This window comes from Streptomyces caeruleatus, assembly GCF_001514235.1.
Classification (GTDB): domain Bacteria; phylum Actinomycetota; class Actinomycetes; order Streptomycetales; family Streptomycetaceae; genus Streptomyces; species Streptomyces caeruleatus.
In genome coordinates, this window is the sequence record NZ_KQ948942.1 from 1 (window position 1) to 17,337 (window position 17,337).

13 protein-coding genes and 3 pseudogenes are annotated in these 17,337 nt (G+C 72.4%); 4 read left to right on the forward strand and 12 right to left on the reverse strand.

Going from position 1 to position 17,337, the window contains the following annotated elements:
- Positions 1-95 precede the first annotated feature (95 nt).
- From AQJ67_RS38870 to AQJ67_RS38890, 5 genes are read right to left on the reverse strand one after another with little or no spacing between them, the layout of a single operon-like run.
- Positions 96-1,241: a DUF475 domain-containing protein gene (locus AQJ67_RS38870; RefSeq protein ID WP_062724318.1), complete on the reverse strand. Its 1,146-nt coding sequence runs from the start codon at positions 1,239-1,241 to the stop codon at positions 96-98.
- Between the two features lie 7 nt (positions 1,242-1,248).
- Complete coding sequence (locus AQJ67_RS38875; RefSeq protein ID WP_062724219.1) at positions 1,249-1,644, reverse strand: universal stress protein; 396 nt, start codon at positions 1,642-1,644, stop codon at positions 1,249-1,251.
- A gap of 18 nt (positions 1,645-1,662) precedes the next feature.
- On the reverse strand, positions 1,663-3,147 hold the full coding sequence (locus AQJ67_RS38880) for a tripartite tricarboxylate transporter permease (protein WP_062724319.1): 1,485 nt from the start codon (positions 3,145-3,147) through the stop codon (positions 1,663-1,665).
- A gap of 34 nt (positions 3,148-3,181) precedes the next feature.
- Entirely contained in the window at positions 3,182-3,721 is a 540-nt protein-coding gene (locus AQJ67_RS38885) for a tripartite tricarboxylate transporter TctB family protein (RefSeq protein WP_062724220.1), read from the reverse strand.
- Entirely contained in the window at positions 3,718-4,722 is a 1,005-nt protein-coding gene (locus tag AQJ67_RS38890) for a Bug family tripartite tricarboxylate transporter substrate binding protein (RefSeq protein ID WP_062724221.1), read from the reverse strand. The genes AQJ67_RS38885 and AQJ67_RS38890 overlap by 4 nt, the downstream gene beginning before the upstream one ends.
- Before the next feature lie 97 nt (positions 4,723-4,819).
- On the opposite strand from AQJ67_RS38890, the gene AQJ67_RS38895 reads away from it, so the two are divergent.
- Both AQJ67_RS38895 and AQJ67_RS38900 read left to right on the forward strand, forming a co-directional pair.
- A complete protein-coding gene (locus AQJ67_RS38895; RefSeq protein ID WP_425264217.1) occupies positions 4,820-6,517 on the forward strand; it encodes a sensor histidine kinase in 1,698 nt (565 codons plus the stop codon).
- Complete coding sequence (locus AQJ67_RS38900; RefSeq protein WP_062724222.1) at positions 6,514-7,197, forward strand: response regulator; 684 nt, start codon at positions 6,514-6,516, stop codon at positions 7,195-7,197. The genes AQJ67_RS38895 and AQJ67_RS38900 overlap by 4 nt, the downstream gene beginning before the upstream one ends.
- A gap of 23 nt (positions 7,198-7,220) precedes the next feature.
- On the opposite strand, the gene AQJ67_RS38905 is transcribed toward AQJ67_RS38900, so the two are convergent.
- The 6 genes and pseudogenes from AQJ67_RS38905 to AQJ67_RS38930 form a co-directional block, all read right to left on the reverse strand.
- Entirely contained in the window at positions 7,221-7,523 is a 303-nt protein-coding gene (locus AQJ67_RS38905) for a DUF1876 domain-containing protein (RefSeq protein WP_062724223.1), read from the reverse strand.
- 377 nt (positions 7,524-7,900) lie between these two features.
- Positions 7,901-8,974, reverse strand: coding sequence for a rod shape-determining protein (gene mreB / locus AQJ67_RS38910; protein ID WP_062724224.1), 1,074 nt, complete (start codon positions 8,972-8,974; stop codon positions 7,901-7,903).
- A 311-nt stretch (positions 8,975-9,285) separates the two neighbouring features.
- A pseudogene (locus AQJ67_RS50850) lies at positions 9,286-9,951 on the reverse strand (carboxyl transferase domain-containing protein); the annotation flags it as partial.
- A 614-nt stretch (positions 9,952-10,565) separates the two neighbouring features.
- Positions 10,566-11,280, reverse strand: a pseudogene (locus AQJ67_RS50855) (carboxyl transferase domain-containing protein); the annotation flags it as partial.
- Complete coding sequence (locus AQJ67_RS38925) at positions 11,273-12,730, reverse strand: acyl-CoA synthetase (protein ID WP_062724225.1); 1,458 nt, start codon at positions 12,728-12,730, stop codon at positions 11,273-11,275. The pseudogene AQJ67_RS50855 and the gene AQJ67_RS38925, both read right to left, overlap by 8 nt.
- Positions 12,731-12,821: 91 nt before the next feature.
- Positions 12,822-14,219: an SLC13 family permease gene (locus tag AQJ67_RS38930; RefSeq protein ID WP_062724226.1), complete on the reverse strand. Its 1,398-nt coding sequence runs from the start codon at positions 14,217-14,219 to the stop codon at positions 12,822-12,824.
- 247 nt (positions 14,220-14,466) lie between these two features.
- Between AQJ67_RS38930 and AQJ67_RS38935 the strand changes: the two genes are divergently transcribed.
- Together AQJ67_RS38935 and AQJ67_RS38940 are read left to right on the forward strand one after the other, a co-directional pair.
- Complete coding sequence (locus AQJ67_RS38935; protein ID WP_062724321.1) at positions 14,467-15,159, forward strand: FadR/GntR family transcriptional regulator; 693 nt, start codon at positions 14,467-14,469, stop codon at positions 15,157-15,159.
- Between the two features lie 174 nt (positions 15,160-15,333).
- Positions 15,334-16,208: pseudogene (locus tag AQJ67_RS38940) on the forward strand (ATP-grasp domain-containing protein).
- Between the two features lie 7 nt (positions 16,209-16,215).
- Here the strand turns inward: AQJ67_RS38940 and AQJ67_RS38945 are convergent.
- Positions 16,216-17,304, reverse strand: coding sequence for a hypothetical protein (locus tag AQJ67_RS38945; protein WP_062724227.1), 1,089 nt, complete (start codon positions 17,302-17,304; stop codon positions 16,216-16,218).
- Between the last annotated feature and the right edge of the window lie 33 nt (positions 17,305-17,337).

Below are 17,337 nucleotides of genomic sequence, written 5' to 3' on the forward strand. Positions count from 1 at the left end.
TCTGCGGAACGACTGCCCACAGCCTGGCTGGCGGGGCGGCTGCCCACAGCCGGGCGGGCTGGCCGGTCGCAGCCTGGCCGGGGGGAGGCCGCTCCTCACGCGCCCGACCGCACCTCTCCCTTCTCCTCCTCGGGCACCCCGTCCGCCCCCTCCGCCGCCAGCACCCTGTTGCGGCGGACGGAGGCCAGGAAGGACGCGGTGATCAGGACGACGCCGATCAGGCCGGTGATGATCTCGCTGATCTGGTGCTGGATGGTGACCAGGAGGATCGCGGCGAGGGCGCCGATGGCGTAGTGGGCGCCGTGTTCGAGGTAGACGTAGTCGTCGAGGGTGCCCTGGCGGACCAGGTACACGGTCAGCGAACGGACGTACATCGCGCCGATGCCGAGGCCCAGGGCCATCCAGAAGATGTGGTTGGTGATGGCGAAGGCGCCGATCACGCCGTCGAAGGAGAAGGACGCGTCCAGGACCTCCAGGTAGAGGAAGAGGAAGAACGCGGCCTTGCCGGCGAGGGCCACCGTCGAGACCGGCCTGCCTTCCGCCCGGGCCTTCTTCTCCGCCGCCTCCTCCTGCTCCTCCTCCTCCTCGATCCGTTCCTCGAAGTGCGACGAGAGGCCGCCGACGACGAGATACGTGATCAGGCCCGCCACACCGGACAGCAGCACCGTGGCCGCCTTGTCCGCGTGCCCCGTGCTGACGTGGGCCTGGGTGGCGAAGGTCATCGCCGTCACCAGCAGGGCGACCAGGGCGACGCAGACCGACAGCATGTCGATCCTGCCGAGCTTGGCGAGCGGGCGTTCCAGCCAGGTCAGCCACTTGATGTCCCGGTCCTCAAGGATGAAGTCGAGGAAGATCATCAGCAGGAACATGCCGCCGAAGGCCGCGATGGCCGGGTGGGCGTCGGTGACCAGGTCCTGATAGCGGTCGGGGTCGTCGAGGGCGAGCTGGACCGCCTCCACGGGCCCCACCTTGGCGCTGATCGCGACGATCACCACCGGGAAGACCAGCCGCATCCCGAACACGGCGATCAGAATGCCGACCGTGAGGAAGATCCGCTGCCAGAAGGCGTTCATCTTCTTCAGGATCCCGGCGTTGACGACCGCGTTGTCGAAGGAGAGGGAGATCTCCAGGATCGACAGGATCAGGACGATCCCGAAGGCCTCCCAGCCCCACTGCCACGCGGCGAAGGTCAGGCCGAGCACCGTGATGGCGAACGACCAGCCGAAGGTTCGCAGCATCATCGTCACCTCACCCCGCCGCCTTCACGGCGAGGACCGGACAGTCCACCCCGAGCAGGATCTGCTGGGCCGCGGACCCCATGATCAGTTTGCCGACGGCGCTGCGCTTGCGCAGACCGATCACCACCAGGGACGCGTCCGTCTGCTCCACCAGGTCGATGATCTCCGCCGCGGCGTCCCGCGCGCCGAGGACCTGACGGATGTCGAAGTCGACGCCCAGGGCCGCGAGGTCCTCGCGCACATGGGTCAGATCGGGCTCCTGGGCGAAGCGCGGATCCACCAGGGCGTCACCCCTGGTCGTGTTCACCACCAGCAGTTTCTCGCCGCGGCGGCGGGCCTCGTCGATCCCCGCCCGTAGGGCCGCCTCGCCCTCGGGGGAGGGGACGTAGCCGACCAGGATGGTCATCTCTGCACTCCAGACGTCTCAGGCGGCGGCGTTTCGCGCACGCAAGGGGCTTACCACGAAACGGTGAACCAGCGGCCACAGCAGGACCAGCACGATCACCGCGTAGACCGAGTACGACACCGGGCCGCCCACCAAACCCGACAACTCGCCGCCGGACAGCTGAAGGGAACGCCGGCCCTGCAACTCCGCCCGCGGACCCAGGATCACCCCGACGATCAGCGGCAGCACCGGGAGCCCGAAACGCCGCATGGCGAAGCCGAGGAGACCCAGCGTGAGGAGGAGGAACAGGTCGAGGGGCTGGGCGTTGACGGCGTACGCGCCCATCGACGCGAAGAACAGGATCCCCGCGTACAGGTACGGCCGCGGGATCTGCAGCAGCTTCGCCCACGCCGGGGCCAGCGGGAGGTTCAGCAGCAGCAGGAGCAGGTTGCCGACGAAGAGGCTCGCGATCAGGACCCAGACCAGGCTCGCCTCGCGTTCGAAGAGCAGCGGGCCGGGCTGGATGCCGTACGACTGGAAGGCCGCCAGCATCACGGCCGCCGTGGCGTTGGTGGGGAGGCCGATCGCCAGCATCGGGACCAGGGTGCCCGCCGCGGAGGCGTTGTTCGCGGCCTCCGGGCCCGCCACGCCCTCGATCGCGCCCTTGCCGAACTCCTCGGGGTGCTTGGTGAGCCGCTTCTCCGTGGCGTACGACAGGAAGGTCGGGATCTCCGCGCCGCCGGCCGGGAGCGCGCCGAACGGGAAGCCGAACGCCGTTCCGCGCAGCCAGGGCTTCCAGGACCGCTTCCAGTCCTTCCTGCCCATCCATGGGCGCCCGACCGGGATCACCTCGGCCGGTTTGCGCCGCAGGTGCGCGGCCACCCACAGCGCCTCGCCGACCGCGAAGATGCCGACCGCGACCACGACGACGTCGATGCCGTCGGCCAACTGGGGTATGCCGAGGGTGAGTCGCTGCTGGCCGGAGACCGAGTCGATGCCGACCAGGCCGATCGTCAGGCCCAGGAGCAGGGATATGAAGCCCCGGACGCGGGACGAGCCCAGGACCGACGTCACGGCGATGAACGCCAGCAGCATCAGCGCGAAGTAGTCGGGTGCGCCCAGACTGACCGCGAAGTCCACCACGAACGGCGTGATCAGGACCAGCAGCAGCGTGCCGATGGTGCCCGCCACGAACGAGCCGATCGCCGCCGTGGCCAGGGCCTGGGCCGCGCGGCCCGCCTTCGCCATTTTGTTGCCCTCGATGGCGGTGACCACGGACGAGGACTCGCCGGGGGTGTTCAGCAGGATCGAGGTCGTCGAGCCGCCGTACATGCCGCCGTAGAAGATGCCGGCGAACATGATGAACGCCTGCACCGGCTCCATGCCGTAGGTGACCGGCAGCAGCAGGGCCACCGTCATCGCCGGGCCGATGCCCGGCAGGACGCCCACCGCGGTGCCGATGACGACGCCGACCAGGGCGAGCAGCAGGTTCAGCGGGGCCATGACGTCCGCGAAGCCCTGCATCAGGTTGTTCAGGTTGTCCGTCACGGGCCAGGCCTCACAGGATTCCTTGCAGGACACCGGCGGGGAGGTTCACGCCCAGGCCGATCGCGAACGCGTAGAAGGTCGTGAGCGAGAGCGTCACCGCTATCAGCAGGTTGCGGAAGTAGTGGCGGTTGCCGAGCGCGAACGCCGTGCCCCAGAAGAGCAGCGCCCCGCTGATCACCCAGCCGAGCCGCTCGATGAGCAGCGCGTTCGCCACGAACACCGCGATCAGCAGCAGAACGGTGCGCCAGTCGCTGCCGCTCGTCAGGTCGACGTCCTCGCCGCCCTCCGGCTCACCGCGGCCGCCGCGGGCCACGTCCACGGCGTACAGCGCCGCGAGCAGCACCAGCAGACCGCCCAGCATCAGCGGGACCGCGCGCGGGCCGACCGGGTCGGTGCCGCTGGTGATGTGCGGGATGCCGAGGGCGTCCACGATCACGGCGGTGCCCAGCAGGGCGAGGAACACGCACACGCCGTACTGCGCGCGGTCCCCGCCCTCCCGCGGCGGAGGGGAGTCCTCCACGGTCCGTTCGTCCTTCACCTCGGAGCTCATGCGAGACCGAGCTCGGCCAGGATGTCGGCGACCGCCTTGTCCTGCTCGGTGAGATAGGCGCCGAACTCGTCGCCGGTGACGAAGGAGTCGACCCAGCCGTTCTTCTCCAGCTGCGCCTTCCACTCGTCGGAGTCGTGCATCTTGGTCAGCGAGTCGACCCAGGTCTTCTTCTGCTCGGCGGTGATGCCCGGAGGGGCCACGATGCCGCGCCAGTTGGTGAAGACCAGGTCGATGCCCTGGTCCTTGAGCGTGGGCGCGTCCTTGAGCGCGTCGATCGGCTTCTCGCTGGTCACCGCGAGGACCCGCACCTGACCGGCCTCGATCTGGTCCAGGAACTCACCGAAGCCGCTCGCCCCGAACGCGATCTTGTCGCCGAGGATGGCCGGCAGCAGCTCGCCGCCGCCGTCGTAGGAGACGTAGTTGACGTCCTTCGGCTTGATGCCGACGGCCTTCGCCAGCTGCATCGGGAGGAGGTGGTCGGGGCCGCCCGGCGAGGAGCCGCCGCCCACGGCGAGCTTCTTGGGGTTCTCCTTCCAGGCGGTGACGAGGTCGTCCATCGTCTTGTACGGCGAGTTCTTCGGCACGACGATCGCGCCGGCCTCCTCGATCAGCTTGGCGATCGGCGTGGTGTCCGTCAGGGTCGCCTCCGACTTGGAGGTGTACGAGGCGCCGACGACACCGAGGCCCATCTGCATGGCCATCCTGCCGTTGCCCTTCTCGTTCACCAGGCGCTGCAGGCCCACCGTGCCGCTGGCGCCGGGCAGGTTGAACACCTGGACGCCGGAGGCGACGTCGGTGTCCCGCATGACCTGGGTGACGGTGCGGGCGGTGAGGTCGTAACCGCTGCCCGGGGTGTTCGGGACCATGAGGCGCAGTCCCGTCACGGGCTTGCCGTCGCCGCCCCCGCCCTCCTCCTTGTCGGCGGTGGCGCCACAGGCGCTGACCGCGACCATCGACACGGCGGCAAGAGCTCCGACAACTGCGGCTCGTCGAGTTCTCATGGCTCATCTCTTTCGCTCGGCCCGTTCCGGCGCCATGATTGTGCGATTCCTGAGACACCCCGTCTCGGTTCTGTGACCATTGAAGGTTGAGTTCATAGTGGTCATAACGGCACGGCAAAAGCGGAGCCAACGGCACAGACGGAGCCAGACGCTCGCCGGTGAGCTGCTCGTATGGCAGCTCGCCATTGTCGTGATCGTGCTGGCCGCCGTGGCCGGGGTGTCCCTGGCGCAGTCGAAGGCGACCTTCGACCGGGTCGAGGGGCGCCGGGTGACCGCGCTCGCCGAGGAGCTGGCGGGCAACCCGCTCGTCCGCACCCAGCTGGTGCGGCCCGCCCCGGCCGAGATGCTCGCGCCGCTCCTGCAGTCCACGCTCACCCGGTCCGGCGTCACCTCCGCCACCGTCTCGGACGCCGGCGGCGAGATCGTCGCCTCGACGAACCCCACCCTCGTCGGCACTCGGATGCCGTCCGACGGCCCGCAGGTCACCGAGGGCCGCGGCTGGTCCGGCGAGCTGCCGGTCGACGGCGTCACCGAGCTGGTGGCGCAGGCGCCGGTACTCGGCGCGGCGGGTGACAACGCCGGGAACCACCTCGGCACCGTGATGATCGGCCGGGCCTCGCCGTCGGTCTGGCAGCGGCTCGTGGGCGCCTCGTCCTATCTGCTCGTCTACCTCGGCGTCGCCAGCGTCCTCGGGATCGCCGGTTCCTGGCTGCTGGCCCGGCGGATCAAACGCCAGACCTTCGGCATGGAGCCGAGCGAGATCGCCGGGCTCGCCGAACACCGCGAGGCGATGCTCTTCGGGATCGCCGAGGGCGTGGTGGCCCTCGACCCGCAGCAGCGCCTCACGCTCGTCAACGCCGTCGGCCGCGGTCTGCTGGACCTGCCCGAGAACTGCGTCGGGATGAGCCTGGCCGACCTGGGCATCGAGGGACGGCTGTACGACGTCCTCGCCGGCACCCCGCGCGAGGGCGAGCCCGGCGATCCCGCGCCCCGCGACGAGGTCGTCCTACGCCGAGGCCGGGTCCTGGTGATGAACCGGATGGACGTCACCAAGGACGGCCGCCGCCTCGGCTCCGTCACCACCCTGCGGGACCGCACCGAACTCGCCCAGATGGAACGGGAGTTGGGCTCCTTCCGCAGCACCACCGAGCTGCTGCGCGCCCAGGCCCACGAGTTCTCCAACCAGCTGCACACCATCTCCGGGCTCATCCAGATCGGCGAGCACGACGAGGTCGTACGGTACGTCCGCGCCCTGCGCAAACACCGCGAGTCGCTCGACCTGAACCTCACCAGCCGGGTCCGCGACCGGGCCGTCGCCGCGCTGCTCATGGCCAAGTCGGCGCTGGCCGCCGAGCGCAAGGTACGGCTGAGGATCTCCGAGCGCACGGCACTGGACCGGCTGGAGCCGACGGACTCCGCGGACGTGGCGACCGTCCTCGGCAACCTCGTGGACAACGCCGTCGACGCGGCCGCGAGCGGTTCCAGGACGGAGGACGGCGAGGCCGGGGCGTGGGTGGAGGTGGAGCTGCGCCAGGACGCCTCCAGCGTGGAGATCGTCGTACGGGACTCGGGGCCGGGCGTGGCGCCCGAGCTGGCGCAGGAGGTTTTCCTGCACGGGTTCACGACCAAGGCCGCACAGGGCGGCGACCGGGGGATCGGCCTGGCCCTGACCCGGCTGGTGTGCAAACGCCGGGGCGGCGAGGTGTCGGTGGCCAACACGCCGGCGGGCGCCATGTTCACCGCCCGGATGTCCGTCGGCCGTCCGGCCGACCGAGCGATGGAGCAGGTCCGATGATCGATGTGCTGATCGTGGAGGACGACTTCATGGTGGCCCGGATCCACCGCGGATTCGTCAACGACGTCGACGGGTTCCGGGTGATCGGCACGGCGAACTGCGGGGAACAGGCGCTCACCGCCGTCGCCGAGCTGCAGCCCGACCTGGTCCTGCTCGACCTCTACCTCCCCGACATGTTCGGGCTGGAGATCATCCCCCGGCTGCGCACCGCCGGACACGACTGCGACGTCATGGTGATCAGCGCCGCACGCGAGTCCGACGCGGTGCGGGGCGCCGTGCGCCAGGGGGTCGTCGACTATCTGCTGAAGCCGTTCGACGCCGACGACCTGCGGGCGCGTCTGGAGCGGTACGCGGCACGGCGCAGCAACCTCTACGCGGCGGTCGTCAGCGGACAGTCCGACGTGGACCGGGCGCTGGCGCGGGGCGCGGCGCCGTCCGGCCCGGCGGCAGCCCTGCCCAAGGGCATGAGCGTGGAGACCGCCGAGCTGATCGAACGCGAGCTGCGGGCGACCGACGGCAGCCTCTCCGCCGCGGAGTGCGCGGCGCGGCTCGGGGTGTCCCGGGTGAGTGCCCGGCGCTATCTGGAGCACTTCAGCGTCACGGGGCAGGCGGAGGTGTCACTGCGGTACGGGCAGGCGGGCCGCCCGGAACGGCGCTACAGCTGGCTGGACAGACCCTGAGGGCCCTGAGAGCCGCAAGGGCCCTACGGCCGCTCCCACGCCCGGCTGCCGCCCTGGTCGACCGGGCCGGCCAGTTCCACGATGTCGTCGGAGGCGATGTCGTGCAGTCTGATCGCCAGGTCCTCCAGGGCGCGGCTGGCGGCGAGTTCGTCGCCGACCTCCGGGATGGGCCGGTCGATCGGGTTGCGGTGGGCCACGCCCCGGCCGGTGACGGGCGAGATCTCCTCGGCCGCGTCCTCGGTGCTCAGCACGGCCTCGGCGCGGGTGTCGTCGCCGTCCTCGGTGATGCGGATCCGGACGGTCCAGTCCTTCTGCTTGTCTGCCATCGAGATCACTTCCGTACGGGTTGAGGGCCCTACAGACGAGCGTGCGCCTGTTGCGGGGCCGGGTCCAGCGCAGGTCGGCGGCCCGCTCTCGGGGGCGGTCTCCTCCGGGGGACGTAGCCGTGCGCCCATCCGCTCCTCCCACGGAGGCATGACAAGTGCCTCCGTGGGCACGATGTGCCGAAAGGTTGCGGAGAGAAGGCTGGTCGCAACGGACCCGGGATACGAGGAGGGCGCCATGAACCGCCAGACCCACGTTCGCGTTCGTGTCACCCGCCGGCCTGCCGCTCCCCGCGACACCAGGGGCGAGATCGACCGGCGCACACCCTCGGGGCGGATCCTGCCGTACTAGCCCGGCTCAGTCGACAGGGTCCTGGGCCTCATCCTGGTCCTGGCCGGTCCTGGTCCTGGTCCTCGTCGTTCTGGCCCTGGTCCAGCTTCATGGCCGCGATCTTGCCCTCCAGCATGGTGCCGAGGCCCTGGACGGCACAGACGTCGGGGCGCTCGGCGATGTGCACGGGCATGCTGGTGGCCTGCCGCAGCATCTCGTCGAAGCCGGGCAGCAGCGCGCTGCCGCCGACCATCATGATCCCGCGGTCGGCGAGGTCGGCGACCAGATCGGGCGGGCAGTCGCGCAGCACCTTGCCGATGCTGTCGAGCACGGCGGTGAGCGGGGTCTGGATGGCGTCCCGTACGGCGGCGGTGTCGACCTGGACGGAACGGGCGAGGCCGGTGCAGATGTCGCGGCCGTGGATCTCCGTGGAGGTCGGGCCCTGGGCGGTGAGCCCGTTGCCGGACAGGGCGAGCTGCAGGGGGCGTACGTTCTGGCTGGGCAGCATCAGCTCGTGCTGGTGGCGCAGGTGCTGCACGATCGCGTGGTCCACGGCCTCGCCGCCGACGCGGATGCGTTCGGCGGTGACGATGGCGCCGAGGGAGAGCACCGCGACCTCGGTCGCCGCGGCCCCGCACACCATGATCATGCTGGCCTCGGGCTGCTCGACGGGCAGTCCGCACCCGACCGCGGCCGCGATGAGCGTGTCGACGAGTTCGACGCGCCGGGCGCCCAGACCGACCAGGGTCTCGATGGCGGCGCGCTGGGCGAGCGGGTCGGCGTCGTGCGGCGTGCAGACGGCGGCCCGCAGGAAGGGCTTGCGGCGCAGGGCGCGGCGCATCTTGTCGCCGAGCAGGTGCCGCAGCATGCGCTGGGCCATCTCGATGTCGACGACGGTGCCGCCGGAGACGGGCCGTACGACACGGATGTAGTCCGGGGTACGGCCGGTCATCCTCTCCGCGAACTCGCCGACCGCGATGAGGGCGCCGGTCCGGGTGTTGACGGCCGCGGCGGAGGGCTGGTCGACGACGAGTCCGGCGCCCCTCACATAGACGCGGGTCCTGGCCGCCCCCAGGTCGACGGCGAAGTGGCAGCGGCGGAGCTGCTCCAGCGTGGCGGTCATGGGGGGCCTCCCGAAAACGCAGACCATGGGTCCGCCGGGTGGGTGGCGGGCCTCGCTTGGGGTGTGGGGTCGATGGCGCGGGGCCGCCGTGCGACGGACCTCCTTGACTCCGATCGTGCGGTCTGCCCAGTGGGGGGCGCCTTTTGGAGGGGGCCGGGTGGGGTGCGGCTGAATGGGGGGTTTTGTTTCTGATGGGGGGTCAGGCGGGCGTGTCGGCGGCGGGGGAGCGGGGGCTTCGGGTATGGGCCGGGGTGCCGTGCTCTCCTCTACCCGGTGCTCCTCTACGCCGTGCTCCTCTACGCCGTGCTCCTCTACGCCGTGCCCTCGCTCGGCGGCCCGCCGACGACTCCCCGGATCACCCCCAGCTCCACCAGGTCCTGCGGCCGGATCCGTAGCTGGTCCGCCGTCGCCTCCACCTCCTCCGGTCCCCGTTTGAGGATCGCCGCCGCCGGCTCCGGTGCGATGACGGAGAAGTAACTGTCCGGCGTGGCCCAGGTGTTGCCGGGCGCCGCCAGCGCCAGCGCCCCGCCCGAGCCGCCCTCGCCGATGACGAGTGTGGTGATCGGGACACGCGCCCCGGCCACCGCCCCGAACAGGTCCGCGATCGACGCGCCCACCCCCTGCCGCTCGGCCTCCGCGTCGTTGGCGGCCCCCGGCGTGTCCACCAGGGTGAGCACCGGGATCCCCAGCCGGTCCGCGAGCCGGATCAGCCGGGCGGCGGTCCGGTAGCCCGCCGGGCGGGTCGCCGTGCCGGTCTGCGCGGCGTACGCGACCGTACGGCCCTCGTGCGCACCGAACCCACAGAGCATGCCCTCCGGGTCGGCGCCACCGCACCGGTCGCCGCTGATCAGGACACGGTGCTCGAAATAGGCCGCCAGATACGCCTCCGCACGCGGACGCCGAGCCGCCCGGGCACGCTGAACCGCGTCCCAGCCGGTGGCCGGGAGGTCCGTGACGCCGAGGGGGGACGGGGGCGGGGGCGCGGTCGCGGTCGCGTGGGGGGCGAGGTCCAGGGGCGCTCTTTGTGCCGGGGCGGGCCCGGCGGCGGCCTCAGGCGCAGGGCGTCGCGCTGTCGGGCCCGGAGTCCCCGCAGCGGTCGCGCCGGCAGCTTCCGGAGCCGCCGCACCGGCAGCGTTCTGGGCTGTCGGGCCGGATGGGTTCTGAGCTGTCGGGCTGGAAGGGTCCTGGGCTGTCGGGCCGGCAGCCTCCGGGGCCGCCGCAGCGGCAGCGTTCTGGGCTGTCGGGCCGGATGGGTTCTGAGCTGTCGGGCTGGAAGGGTCCTGGGCTGTCGGGCCGGCAGCCTCCGGGCCCGCCGTGTCGGCAGCGGCCTGGGTCGGGCCGGAAGCGTCCTGGGCTGTCGGGCCGGCAGCTTCCGGGGCCGCCGCAGCGGCAGCGTTCTGGGCTGTCGGGCCGGATGGGTTCTGAGCTGTCGGGCTGGAAGGGTCCTGGGCTGTCGGGCCGGAAGGGTCCTGAGCCGCCGTGCCGGCAGCGTCCTGGGCTGTCGGGCCGGCAGCCTCCGGGCCCGCCGTGTCGGCAGCGTCCTGGGGCGGGCCGTAAGCGTCCTGAGTCGCCGCTTCGGGATCACCCTGAACCGCCGACCGAGGCGCGCCCCGCGCCGCCTCGCCCGCCAGCAGCCCCAGCCACCGACCCAGCACCCCCCGCAGCTCCTCCGCCGGGACCACCGCGTCCACCGCCCCCGCCGCCAGCTGCGCCTCCGCCGTGTACGCCGTCGGGTCGGCGTCCGGTGGGCGGACGCGGGAGCCGGCGAAGCCGATCTGGGCGGTGGGGAGGGCGAGGGTGATGTCGGCGCCGGCGCCGAGGGTGGCCCAGCCGCCGCCGGTGGTGGGGTCGCGGAGGACGGCGATCTGGGGGAGGCCGGCCTCTCTGGTGAGTATCGACTGGCGGGCCACGCGCTGGAGCTGGGTGAGGGCGAGCATGCCCTCCTGCATACGGCTGCCGCCCGTGGCGACCAGGGGGACGACCGGGAGGCGGTGGGCGCGGGCGTGGGCGTACGCCGACTCCAGCCGGTCGCCGGTGCGTTCGCCGAGCGAGCCGCCCAGGAAGCCGAACTCGAACGCCAGCAGCACGGCCGGCGTGCCCCCCACGGTCGCGGTGCCGCAGATGACGGACTCCGCCTCGCCGGTGCGCTCCCGGGCGCGCGCGTGGGAGGCGTCGTAGCCCTGCCAGGACAGGGGGCCGTCCGGCTCGGAGCAGGACTCCCGCTCCGGGGCGGGGAGTTCGGCGAACGAGGTCTCGTCGGCGACCAGGGCGATGACCTCGCGTGCCGACAGGCGCCGCTCAGTCATGGGTCAGGGCCCGCTTCATGATCTTCCCCATGTCGTTGCGGGGGAGGGCGTCGAGGTAGTGGACCTTGCGGGGGCGCTTGTGCGGGGCCAGCCGGGCTGCGACGTGGGACGCCAGCTCGTCGGCCGTGGGCGGCGATTCGGGGTCCGCCGGGACGATCCACGCCACGATCCGCTCGCCCAGGTCCGCGTCCGGTTCGCCGGTGACCGCCGCCTCCCGCACCCCCGCGTGTTCGAGGAGCGCGTTCTCGATCTCGCCCGCCCCGATCTTGTAACCGCCGCTCTTGATCAGGTCGGTGGCCTTGCGGCCGACGATCCGGACGTATCCGTCGGGGTCGCGCACCGCCATGTCGCCCGTGCGGAACCAGCCGTCCCCGGTGAAGGCCGCGGCCGTCGCGTCGGGGCGGTTCAGGTACTCGGTGAACAGGTTCGGGCCGCGCACCTGGATCTCGCCCACGGTCTCGCCGTCGTAGGACGCGATCGGCGTCCCGTCCTCCTCCACCAGCCGCAGCTCCACACCGGGCAGCGGGACGCCGACCGCGCCGGGCCTCGGCTCGCCGTCCGCCCGGACGCTGGTGTTCATCAGCGTCTCCGTCATGCCGTACCGCTCGACGACCCGCTGCCCGGTCGCGGCCGTGATCCGCTCGTGGTCGTGCACGGGCAGCGCCGCCGAGCCCGAGACCAGCAGCCGCGCCTTGCCCAGTGCCTGGGCCAGCCCGGGGTCGTCGGGGAGGGCCTGGGCGATGCGGTGGTACATCGTCGGCACGCCGAACACCATGGTCGCGCCGTCGTCCAGCTCCCGCGCGACCCCCTGCGTGCTGAACCGGCCCAGATGCCGTACGGAACCGCCGCGGCGCAGCGGGCCGAGGATGCCGAGGACCAGGCCGTGGACGTGGAACAGGGGCAGACCGTGGACCAGTACGTCCTCGCCGGTCCACTGCCAGGCGTCGGCGAGCGCGTCCAGGGTGTGGGAGACGGCCCGGCGCGGGAGCACCGCGCCCTTGGGCGGGCCGGTGGTGCCGGAGGTGTAGACGACCAGCGCCGGGTCCTCGTCGGACGCCGGTGCCGCGGCGAGCGGGCCGGTCGCCCGCACGTCGACGTCGACGTCGACGTCGATACGGTCCAAGTCGGCCAGGGAGGAGGGGAGTTCGTCCCCCGGCGCGGCCAGCACCGCCGACGCCCCGCAGTCCGACAGGATGTGCCCGAGCTCCTTCTCCCCGGACTTCGGGTTGAGCGGTACGGCCGCCACACCGGCCTCCAGCGCCGCCACCACCGCCACGGCCGTCTCCAGCGCCGGGGTCGCCCAGACGGCCACTCTGCCCGCCCCGCCGATCCGCGCCGCGAGGGCACCGGCGGCGGCGCCGAGGCCGCCGTACGTCAGGGAGCGGTCACCGAACCGCAGGGCGGCCCGCTCCGCCGGGGCGCCCGTCAGGGCCGGGAAGAGAGAGGACACGCGTCGTACTCCTTAGGTACTCGACTCAACTGCTCAACTGCTCAACTGCTCAACTGCTCGACCATTCCGCACGGTTGCCGTCGTCCCGGGTCTACCCCCAGCCCGGCACGACCAGTGCCAGCCACACCACCGCGGGCACCGCCGCCACCACGATCCCCCCGTACACCATCAGCTGGCGGAAGAAACGCTCACGGTCCACGTCCGGCGCCGCGGCCAGCACCAGCGCGCCGTTCGTCGAGAAGGGGCTCACGTCCACGACGGTCGCCGACACCGCGAGTGCCGCCACCATGCCGACGGCCCCGATCTCGCCCTGGGCCAGGAACGGCACGGCCAGCGGGATGAGGGCGCCCATGATGCCGACGGACGAGGCGAACGCGGAGACGATCGCGCCGATGTAGCAGAGCAGTACGGCGGCCAGCAGCGGGACGCCGATGCCGCCGACGCCCTCGCCGGCCCAGGTGATGGTGCCCATCTCGTCCAGTACGCCGACGTAGGTCAGGACGCCGCAGATCAGTAGGACCGTTGGCCAGGCGATCTCGCCGACCGCCTTGCGGCTGTCGTCCGGCCAGAGGGCGCTGAGGATGACGGCGAGGGTGATCGCGGTCAGGCCCGCGTCCAGGTCGAAGGCGAGGACGGCGACGACGAGGGCGATGAGGGAGAGGAGGGTGGCGATTCGGGGTGGGGTGAGGGGGAGGGCGGGGGTGGGGGTGGTTTCGCGGGTGACGGTTGTGGTGGTTGTGGGGGAGGGGTGGGGGGCGGGTTCTGTTGTCGTCCCTGTGTCGCGCCGTTGGGGCTGGTCGCGCCCACGCGGCGGCAGCCGCAAATCGATTGCAGCCCCGCGCCCCTTGGGGGCGTCTCCCGCGCCCTTGGCGAGTGAGTCCTGGCGCCACAGCCCCAGTCCCCCGCAGACGACGAACACCACCCCGGCGATGATCAGGTTGGCGACCAGGGACGCCAGGAACAGGGCAACCTCGTTGCCCGGCAGCTTCTCGCGCTCCACGATGCCGTTGACGATCGAGCCGTAGATGCTGATCGGGGAGAAGCCGCCGGCCTGGGCGCCGTGTACGACCATGGCGCCCATCAGCAGCGGGCTGATCCCGTACTGGGCGGCGAAGCTCAGCGCGATCGGGGCGACGATCGCCACGGCGGCCGGGCTGACGGCGCCGATGGCGGTGAGCGCGCCGGTGAGGGCGAACATCACCCAGGGGATGAGGGCCACGCGGCCCCGGACGAGCCGGATCGAGGCGTGCACCAGCCAGTCGGTGGTGCCGTTGGAGCGGGCGATGGCGAAGAGGTAGGTGACGCCGACGAGGACGACGAACAGGTCGCCGGGGAAGCCGGCGAAGATGCCGTCCGCGTCGAGGTCGGCGACGAGGGTGCCGACTGCGAAGGCGGCGGCGAACGCGAGCGCGCCCATGTTGATCGAGCGGGTGGTGGCGATGACGAACACCACGGCGAGGACGAGGATCGAGATGAGTTCGGGGGACATACGGGCTCCCGTCGTTGGGTCCCGGGGCGGTTGCGGGTTCACACCCCCTCAGTGGCTGAGTGGCTGAGCCACTTCGGACGACATCGGGGTGATGGCTGGATAGCGTGGGCGCGCCGGGGCCGGACGTCAAGGGGTGGCGCAGAATTGGCTCAGCCACTTGACCACCCGACCCCCGGACCACTCGACCGCGCCGGTGCTACGCTCCCGGCGAGAGGGGGACCCCGTGACCGACGACGCCCTGCGCCCCATGACCAAGCAGCGCCTCTACGAGCAGGTGCTCGACCGGCTGCGCGCGTATGTCGCCGAGGGCGGCCTCGGCGCCGGGGACCGGCTCCCGACCGAGCGGGACCTCGCCCAGCGGCTGGGGGTCAGCCGGGCCTCGGTGAAGCAGGCGATCGTGGTCCTGGAGGTCCAGGGCCTGGTGGAGGTGCGGCACGGGGGCGGCACGTATCTCGTGCGGGACAGCCTCGACGTGGAGCCGGTGGAGCGGATGGTCGAGCGCCGGCGGCGGCTGCCCGACGTCCTGGAGGCGCGGGAGGCCCTGGAGACGAAGCTCGCCGAACTGGCCGCCGAGCGCCGCACGGAGGAGGACCTCGCGGCGATGCGGTCGGCCCTCGCGCACATGGCGAAGGAGGTCGAGGACGACGGCCACGGAGTGGAGGGCGACCGGCTCTTCCACGCCGCGGTCACCGCCGCCGCGCACAGCAGCATCCTCGCGGAGTTCATGCGCTCCATCGCCGACCAGATCGCCGAGAGCCGCACCGAGTCCCTGCGCCAGCCCCACCGCCCGGCCCGCTCCCTCGCCCAGCACCAGGCCATCCTGGACGCCATCGCCGACCAGCGGCCGGGGCAGGCGGCGGCCGCCATGCGCCGCCATGTCCGTACGGTCGCGAAGGTGCGGCTGCTGGACTGGGAGCCGGAGGACGAGCGGGAGCCGTAGGGCGGGCCGGCTACGGCGCGGGTCTGAGGACGACCCGGCGCTCTTCGGGGCCGGGGCCGGGGCCGGGGCCGGGGGAATGGCCGAGGCGGGAGGGGAGGGCTCCGGTCTGTCCCGGTTCCGGAAGTGCTTGTTAACCTGCCGATCGCACATACGTCCCATCCGGAGGAGCCCGGCGTGCCCCGTATCGCCCTCGTCACCTGCCGCCCCGGTCCCGAGATCAGCGTCGACCGCGACCTGCCCGTGCTGGTGGGCGCGCTGCGCGAGGCGGGGGCCGGGGCCGACGCCGTGTACTGGGACGACGAGGCGGTCGACTGGAGCGGGTACGACCTCGCGGTGATCCGGTCGACCTGGGACTACAGCTGGCGTGCGGCGGAGTTCCTGGCGTGGGCAAAGCGGTGCGGCAAGGCCACGCGGCTCGCGAACCCGGCCGAGGTGGTGCGGTGGAACGCCGACAAGCGGTACCTCGGTGAGCTCGCCGCCGCCGGCGTGCCCGTCGTGCCCACCCGCTACCTCGCCCCCGGCGACGGCGCCGACGGCCTCCCGTGGACCACGAGTACGTCGTCAAGCCGACCTCGGGCGCGGGCGCCCGGTTCGCCGCCCGGTACACGGCCGACGAGCACGACACGGCCGTACGGCAGCTCGCGCGGATGCACGCCGAGGGGTTCACCGCGATGGTGCAGCCGTATGTGAAGGGCATCGACGTCAGCGGCGAACGGGCGCTGCAGTTCTACGGCGGCCGGCTCCTGCACGCCAGCCGCAAGGGCGCCGTCCTGACCCCCGGGACGCCCTACGACGAGCGCAAGGTCGCCCACCCCGGCCTGGAGCCCTGGACCCCGACCCCGGCCGAACTCGCCGTCGCCGAACGCGCCCTGGCCGCCGTACCGCAGGCTCCGGAGCTGCTGTACGCGCGGGTGGACCTCGTCGACGGGGAGGACGGGGCGCCGCGGGTGATGGAGCTGGAACTCGTCGAGCCGAATCTGTTCCTGTCGCTGCACACCGGGTCGGTGCCGCGGGTGGTCGACGCGATCGTGGCGGCCGCGGCCCGCTGAGGCGTGGTCACGGCCGGTCGGCCGGGCCGGGCCCGGGCGGCTGTCCGGCCGGGGGCGCGGGGGGATCGGGGGCCGCTCCCGAGCGCAGGCGTTCGAAGACGAGGTCGAAGGTGAAGCCGGCGCTGAACCCGAGGGGCAGCGTGAAGAACAGGAGCCTGCGCACGTCGAGTTCGTCGAGCAGCGACGGCACCGTGAGCAGCTGCGACGCCACGTACAGCAGGACGGAGACGACCCCGGCGCCCAGTCCCCGGACCGCCGACCTCGGCCACTGGTCGGCCGCCTCGAAGGAGCTGCGGATCACCGCGCCGGCCATGGCGGCCAGCAACGGCGTCACCACCAGGACCGCGAGCCGACGCCCCGTCGCCGGGCCGGGCTCACCGGCCAGCCCGAAGCCCAGCAGCGCGCACACCAGCAACAGCAGCGCCACCGTCAGGCCCAGGCCGGTGGAGAGCGAGGCCCGGCGCCCGGCGCGCTCGCGTTCCCGCAGCCACTGGGCGCGGCGCAGCCGCTGTCCGTCCAGGCACTCGACGAGCCGGCGGGCGGAGTCGGGCCGCCAGTCCTGCCCGAGGAGCGTGATGTCGTCGTCGGTCGTGTCGTTGCGGACCTTGTCCAGGTTGACCCACACCTGGCTCGCGCCGCCGCCGAACGCGGCGACCGGCAGCATCGGGATGCGCTGTGACAGGGCGATCACCCCGGCCACCCGGGTCGACTGGCCGCCGCCGACGAGCAGCAGCGCGTCACAGGTGAGCAGCGTCCGGTAGAACGACACCTCCCACTCCGGGCCGGTGTCCCGCACCGTGTGCACGGCCGCCGGGCTGCCCGGCGGCAGGCCGAAGTCGGCGTCGCGGTGGCGCGGGACGTGCGCGAAGACCGCGCCGTCCTCCTGGGCGTACCCGTGGACGACGTCGTGCTCGACGTACCTCGGGTTCGCGGAGAACACGGCCAGGTCGTAACCGGCCAGGGCGAGTTGACGGCCCAGCTCGCGGCAGGCGGTGGGGGCGGATCCGGGGTGCCTCAGCTCGGGCGAATAGGTTCGGCCGGGATCGACGCTGCCGACGATCGCGACCACCGGACGTGCGCTGTCGGGCGGCACCATTGCCGTTCCCCCGTTTCTCACTCGACCGGTCGG

Excerpts from the sequence above, each read along its gene's own strand:
- AQJ67_RS38870 (WP_062724318.1), bottom strand. The coding sequence starts at position 1,241 with ATGATGCTGCGAACCTTCGGCTGGTCGTTCGCCATCACGGTGCTCGGC.
- AQJ67_RS38875 (WP_062724219.1), bottom strand. The coding sequence starts at position 1,644 with ATGACCATCCTGGTCGGCTACGTCCCCTCCCCCGAGGGCGAGGCGGCC.
- AQJ67_RS38880 (WP_062724319.1), bottom strand. The coding sequence starts at position 3,147 with ATGCAGGGCTTCGCGGACGTCATGGCCCCGCTGAACCTGCTGCTCGCC.
- AQJ67_RS38885 (WP_062724220.1), bottom strand. The coding sequence starts at position 3,721 with ATGAGCTCCGAGGTGAAGGACGAACGGACCGTGGAGGACTCCCCTCCG.
- AQJ67_RS38890 (WP_062724221.1), bottom strand. The coding sequence starts at position 4,722 with ATGAGAACTCGACGAGCCGCAGTTGTCGGAGCTCTTGCCGCCGTGTCG.
- AQJ67_RS38900 (WP_062724222.1), top strand. The coding sequence starts at position 6,514 with ATGATCGATGTGCTGATCGTGGAGGACGACTTCATGGTGGCCCGGATC.
- AQJ67_RS38905 (WP_062724223.1), bottom strand. The coding sequence starts at position 7,523 with ATGGCAGACAAGCAGAAGGACTGGACCGTCCGGATCCGCATCACCGAG.
- mreB (WP_062724224.1), bottom strand. The coding sequence starts at position 8,974 with ATGACCGCCACGCTGGAGCAGCTCCGCCGCTGCCACTTCGCCGTCGAC.
- AQJ67_RS38930 (WP_062724226.1), bottom strand. The coding sequence starts at position 14,219 with ATGTCCCCCGAACTCATCTCGATCCTCGTCCTCGCCGTGGTGTTCGTC.
- AQJ67_RS38935 (WP_062724321.1), top strand. The coding sequence starts at position 14,467 with ATGACCAAGCAGCGCCTCTACGAGCAGGTGCTCGACCGGCTGCGCGCG.
- AQJ67_RS38945 (WP_062724227.1), bottom strand. The coding sequence starts at position 17,304 with ATGGTGCCGCCCGACAGCGCACGTCCGGTGGTCGCGATCGTCGGCAGC.